Origin of the sequence: uncultured Salinicola sp. (assembly GCF_937921195.1) — a bacterium.
Lineage (GTDB): Bacteria > Pseudomonadota > Gammaproteobacteria > Pseudomonadales > Halomonadaceae > Salinicola.
Window position 1 is genome coordinate 1 of sequence record NZ_CALFQK010000145.1, and the last position, 6,238, is coordinate 6,238.

Annotated in this window: 4 protein-coding genes and 1 pseudogene; 2 read left to right on the plus strand and 3 right to left on the minus strand. The window is 56.7% G+C overall.

Translation table 11 applies throughout. The features are described from left to right. Positions 1-167 precede the first annotated feature (167 nt). Positions 168-356 (minus strand): annotated as a pseudogene (gene gatB, locus Q0602_RS16045) (Asp-tRNA(Asn)/Glu-tRNA(Gln) amidotransferase GatCAB subunit B); the annotation flags it as partial. Here gatB and Q0602_RS16050 point away from each other — a divergent pair. Next, positions 357-2,273, plus strand: a complete 1,917-nt coding sequence (locus tag Q0602_RS16050; protein WP_298845455.1) for a type VI secretion system Vgr family protein — start codon at positions 357-359, stop codon at positions 2,271-2,273. Next, positions 2,270-4,642, plus strand: coding sequence for a hypothetical protein (locus Q0602_RS16055; protein ID WP_298845449.1), 2,373 nt, complete (start codon positions 2,270-2,272; stop codon positions 4,640-4,642). Before Q0602_RS16050 ends, Q0602_RS16055 begins: the two co-directional genes overlap by 4 nt. A gap of 44 nt (positions 4,643-4,686) precedes the next feature. Here Q0602_RS16055 and Q0602_RS16060 read toward each other — a convergent pair whose 3' ends face one another. Both Q0602_RS16060 and Q0602_RS16065 read right to left on the minus strand, forming a co-directional pair. Next, the gene (locus Q0602_RS16060; protein WP_298845451.1) at positions 4,687-5,598 is read right to left on the minus strand and encodes an SUMF1/EgtB/PvdO family nonheme iron enzyme; all 912 of its coding nucleotides are present in this window, start codon (positions 5,596-5,598) and stop codon (positions 4,687-4,689) included. A 137-nt stretch (positions 5,599-5,735) separates the two neighbouring features. Continuing rightward, positions 5,736-6,238: SUMF1/EgtB/PvdO family nonheme iron enzyme (locus tag Q0602_RS16065; protein ID WP_298845453.1), on the minus strand; the 503-nt coding region annotated here is incomplete at its 5' end.

Below are 6,238 nucleotides of genomic sequence, written 5' to 3' on the forward strand. Positions count from 1 at the left end.
CGCTACTGCTGTGCTGGCCGGTGTACTGGCCACGCAAGCTGCGTCGGGAAAGCACCGCGACAAAGAGATTGTGAAACGGAGCATTCCTCTTCTATCAAACAAAAGCCCATGGCCTTGGCCATGGGCTTTTGCATTGGGGCAGGGCTAGTTTGCTAGGCAGTGCCGACTCAGGCTTCGTCCAGCTTCTGCTTGAGCAGGCCATTGAACTGCTGTGGGTTGGCGGTACCGCGAGAGGCTTTCATCACCTGGCCGACGAAGTAGCCGATCATCTTGCCGCGCTTCTCCGGGTCGGCGTCGCGGCACTGGGCGACCTGCACCGGGCTGTCCGCGATGACCTGGTCGATCATTGCTTCGACCTGCGTCGCGACTATCCCGCCCGCAGCTGCGGCGAACGCCTCACCGAAAACCGGCTGGAAGCGCATGAATCCCTGGCCAAGCGTTTTCGCGGCAGCGGTGGCGCCCGCCAGCTCCAGGCCGGGCGCTGGTTCGAACTCACCCAGCACCCGCTGCACGACACCGGTGGCGAAGAAGAGCGCCAGTTCCTGCTGCTGGGCGTCACCGTCCACGCCGAGAACGCCCTGCCGGTCTCGGCCCAGCTCCAGGCGCTGCCGGGCAGCCTGCAGCCTCAGCTCGAGGCGGCCAAGCAGGCGCATGGGCTGGCAGACGAAGGCGATAGCGATCGTCTCTCCGACTACATGAGTGGCGGCACCGGCCACTTCCTGGTCGATCTCGAAGCCCAGCGCCGCACCCAGCCCTACCGCCATCCGCTGACCCATCAGCGCCCGGTGATCGGCGGGCCCCAGACCGCCACCGTGGTCGGCCCCGCCAACGAGGAGATCCACACCGATCACCTCAACCGCGTTCGCGTGCAGTTCCACTGGGACCGCCAGGGCCAGAACGACGAGAACTCCAGCGTCTGGCTGCGGGTCTCCCAGCCCAACGCCGGCGCCGGCTGGGGCGGCGTGTTCGTGCCGCGTATCGGCCAGGAAGTGCTGGTCGACTTCCTCGAAGGCGATGCCGACCGCCCGCTGATCACCGGCCGGGTCTACAACGGCGAGCAGACCCCGGACTGGCACAGCCACGGCCTGCTCTCCGGGTTCAAGAGCAAGACCTACCGCGGCAGCAAGTACAACGAGCTGGTGTTCGACGACGCCACCGACCAGGAGCGTGTCCGGCTCAACTCCGAAGCCGAGAAGAGCCAGCTCAACCTCGGCTACCTGATCCACCAGACCGGCAACACCCGCGGCGCCTTCCGCGGTACCGGGTTCGAACTGCGCACCGACGCCTATGGCGCCATCCGCGCCAACCAGGGGCTCTACCTCACCAGCTGGGGCCAGCTCGGCGCCAGCGGTGACCAGCTCGACCTCACCCCGGCCAAACAGCAGCTCGACAGCGCCTACCAGCTCACGGACACGCTGAGCCAGAGTGCCCAGGACCACAACGCCGAAGCACTCGACAGCCGTACCCACCTCAAGCAGGCGGGCGAGGACGCCGACGACCGCTACGGCAACAGCGAACAGCTTTCGGATGCTGATCAGAGCAACGCCCGCGGCGCCACCGACAGCGGCGGCCGCGGCGAAGCGGCACGCATGAAAGCGCCGTGGCTGCATATGGCCTCGCCCGCCGGCATCACCCTGAGCACGCCGGAATCGACCCACCTGGCCCAGGGCAGATCGCTGAGTGTCTCCAGCGGCGAGGACGTCAATATCGCCACCGGCAAGAGCCTGGTCGCCTCGATCTCCGAGAAGCTCTCGCTGTTCGTGCAGAAGGCGGGCATCAAGCTGTTTGCGGCGCGGGGCAAGGTGGAGATGCAGGCGCAGGATGGAGAGATGGCTTTCACCGCGGAGAAAGGCGTCCAGGTGACGTCGACCGAAGGCCGCATCGAAATCCAGGCCGAGAACGGCATTCTGTTGCAGAGCGGCGGCGGCTATATCCGCATCGAAGGCGGCAATATCGAGGTCCACTGTCCGGGTGCTGCGGATATCAAGGGGGCGCAGCACAACTTCGGTGGGCCGACGAGCATGCCCATGGCCTTCGATTCATTACCCGAATCGCAAGGCCCCTATGAGCAGTATTTCACTTTGAGTGACAAACGTTCGGGAAAAATCCTGCCATACGCCAGCTATCGCGTTGAGACGGCCGAGGGTCAGGTTGTCGAAGGCCGCGCCGATGCCGAAGGTAAAACTCAGAAGATCCTGACTCGTAAGCCGGAGCAGTTGAGAGTCACGATACTCGATCGCTTCGATGATGCAGCGGAAGGCACTCTGTCATGAGCAGCTCCTCACAGATCGAAACTCACGGCCAAGCCCAGACCCGCCTATGCGCGGATGGGGCCCAGGCTTCCAACGACCCAGCCGATCAGCTTTTCTACCTGACCGGGACCAACACCATCCTCCTGGTGCCCCGTGAGGCAATGCCCGAGTTCAATACGGAAATGACAACGCTCGAGGCACTGGTAGAAGAGCAGCAACGTGCCATGGCGAACCTCAAGCAGTGGCAAGACCGATATATCGCCTATGTCCACGGTAGTTACTACAACGAAGACGAGCGCCCCCATATCGAAGCCGCCGGTGGTGTGGGCAACCGGGGCAGCGTCGGGCTGCAAGTCCAGCTCGCCCAGAGCCGACTCAACAAGGCCAATGCCAAGCTCAACGAAGTTGTCGACTCCCTGACAAGCCTTGAAGACCCGAGCAATAACATCGTGGAGCTGGTGGCACTACAGCGCCGGGGATGCCGCGCGTCAGACGCCGGATTTCGCATGGGATACGTTCGTGCGGAGAAGATATCACCCGACTGGGAGCGCTATCCGCTATCCAGCAGCGGCCACACGGATATCATCAATACCAGTGGTCAGGTCGATTGGGAAACGCTACGAGGCCAGCTTCAGGATCTGAGAAGCAGACTCTCCGGAGAAAAGCCCTGGATCGACGGTTGGCTGGCACTGGAGGATCAGGAGAAGGAACTTTTCCACTGGAGCCAGGCCACCAACCGCAATCTACAGCTCGCCGGTGGAGATGCCCCTGCGGACGAGCATCAGACGGGTTCGGCCAAGGTCACGCTCAACAACGAGGCGCAACTGATGCGTTGGGCCTATGGCGCTGGCGGTATCTCTGTCAATGCCAACCCCTACCAGATGAGCGGCTCGATCAAAGCCACCGGGCATGCCGAACTGATGCTGGCGCAGGCGAAGAGCGAAATCCACTGCTACGAGCCGCCTGGTGGTTACATCATGGCTTTCCAATTACCGTTGAGAAAATCTGCTTCGGAGGAATCGACGGCGGATGCAGAGAACGCGGAGACCGCAGAGACAAATGATGAGGAAAAGAAGTCCAAACCAACGCAGTTGATCGATTTGGGCATGATTCGCTCTCATATGATCATGGTGACAGAGGGAGGTATAGGCGCCAGCATTGCCGCCGAGCTGAATATCGATGCCGATCTCAGTCGGCCCGGTGGTAGGACGGTAGGTACCCGCGGCACTCTGGACTCCCAAACCCTGCCCGGCATGCAGCGAATAGACATGTCGACGAAGGAGGAGGAAGACAGCGACTCGGGCAATCAGATTCGTGCTTTCGTCGGCGCCGAGATGAGCTGCACGATTACTGGCCAAATCGAATGGAAAAACCCCGAAGTCGATGAGTTCCGTCCTTTTGGCAAGCTGGCTCCGCAGGCTACAGCACAAGCAGGTGCGGGGTTCGAGGGTGGTTTGAACATTTCCTACGATGCGGGCAAGTTCAAATTTATGGCCAAGGCCGGCTTCTGCTGGGGCGTTGGCGCCAAGGGAAAGGTATCGGGGGAAATCGATGCCACCCTAGTAGTAGAATTTATCAAATGGGTTGCTTATCAGCTTCGCCATGTAAACTATCGAAGGCTCGACTTTATTGGAGCTGAAGCCTTCAGAACAATATCCAACATCATTTACATGACAGTATTGACTGGCGAAAAAATAGAAAGCTACTTAAACTATACTGCAGGTAGAATTTCCGCGATAGCAAACGAAAAATACCTCCAAGTCAAAAGCAGCATTGAGCAAGGACTAGAAAGAGGTAGTTTGACGTCGCGAATAAACGCAGACCCTGACATGTTAAAATATGCATCACCGGAAGCCAAGGGGGCTTTACTTTACCTCCTGACGACAACTTCTGTGATTGACGAAGTGGATTTGCGCAATGCCGTTTCACCTTTAGATCGAGACGCCTACCGCTTTGGCGCATTGCCCAACAGAAAAAGGGCTATTATTCGAGTGTTTGAATGGGTGCAATCCAAGGCGGAATTTGACTGCGTAATGCAAAGGGTGGCACCTGCTATTACAGCGAAAAAAATAGCTCAGGATGAAAAGAAAGCCTGTCAAGAGCAAGGAGAACAGAGAGTGTACAGCTTTCTTGACATGGGAGAGAAAGAAAGAAGCGAACAATTCCCCCAGTTATCGAAGGCTTACACCAGCGATTACAACAACGATCTTCGAAGAATATATAAGGACTTGCCTCCAATCGCGCCCAAGGGCGGAAAAATGGTAAGAAATCGGGTAGAGGAATATTTCACCCAAGTTCGGCAGCAGATCTCCCCGGAGTTCTACAAGCCTTGCAACAACCCAACTAAAGCCATCTGTCAACCTGACAAAACCACAACCACTGTGGCTTGAGTATAAAAAGGATGGGCGCACGTTATCCGCCCATCCTTCAAAACTCAATTGATCATACTGCCGGAGTTCAGTGCACAGCGAAAGGAAAACTCGGAATGGAGATACTTGTCGCCTATCTTAGGTGGCACATGATCCCGTCTGATTGTCAACACACCACCCCAGCCTTGTCCATGAGATATACCACGCACCACTTTTTCATCGCCTTTCTCCGGCCCCTTCGGATTTTTTAAGGGAGAACGCGCATAATAATCAGCTTGGTACCAATCAGAAACCCACTCATATCCATTATCACCCATTTGATACAACCCGAGCTTATTGGGCGGATACAACGTCACAGGGTAAGGTGCCAGCCCACTGTAATCACCTGCGTGAGTAGCTTTGCCGACATCCTCATCGGTAGGAATGCTTTTCCCTTTCTCCAGCGTTCCTGTACTGGTGCCGTAAGGTATAAACTTCCCACCCGAACGCGCCGCGTATTCCCATTGCGCCTCTGTCGGCAGAGAAAACGGAAGTGAGGTTTCCTTGGCAAGCCAATCGCAATAATCCTTGGCCTGATACCAGTCCACGCCAGCGGGGACGTTATCCTGGCGAAACTGCATCTCGAACTGATTAGTGCTATTGATCTTGTCTTTGCCCGTAGCCTCGGTGTAAACATCGTAATCGGCGTAGGTCACCTTGGTCGGCGACATATAGAACGTATCCAGCGTGACCTCATGCAACGGCTTGTTGTCTTGATCCGCGCTATAGGGCAACCCCTTGTCGCTGCCTTTTAGATTGGGATCGATCGGCCCGAAGTCCCCCATCTGGAAGGTGCCACTCTCGACACGGACGAGCTCGTCTTTCGTCTTCTTGATCAACGCATCGACCGCTTGTTGGTTTTTCGAGTCAGCATGGCCATCGCCACAGGCAACCAAGCTCAAATTCGATAGCGCCAACAAAATGAACCGAGACTTCATAGATAATTCCTTTTTTCCGAAACCTTTAGTCATAACATGCCGTTCAACACCTGTCACGTGAGCTTATGACCAATCCCATGCAGGTCACTTAGCACCGTAGGAAGCCTTGCAAATCGAACACCAAAGCCAACCCCCCATCATTTCAAGCTTTTGTCATTCAACACACAACGAAAAGTGTATGGCACCGCCGAGCTTTTATCATCACCTGAAGACATCAAGCCTGGCCTCCTATGATATCTTTCCATTGTCAGCGCCCCTCCCAGACCTTCACCAGGCGCTAACCCTCTGACGACCTTTTCACTCCCTCCACTTGGCCCTTTAGGATTTTCCTTGGGAGAATACTGGTAGTAATCAGGTTGATACCAATCAAAAGTCCATACATAGCCATTATCCCCCATCTGATACAACCCTAGGCTATTCGGAGGATACAACCTAACTGGATAAGGGGCATAGATGCTATTATCACCAGCGCCTGTTGATTTATCGACATCGGCTAGCGTGGGTATGCTCGTACCTTTTTCCAGAGCCCCGGTAATAGTGCCATAAGGTATAAACTTGCCACCCGAACGTGCCGCGTACTCCCACTGCGCCTCTGTCGGCAGAGAAAACGGAAGTGAGGTTTCCTTGGCAAGCCAATCGC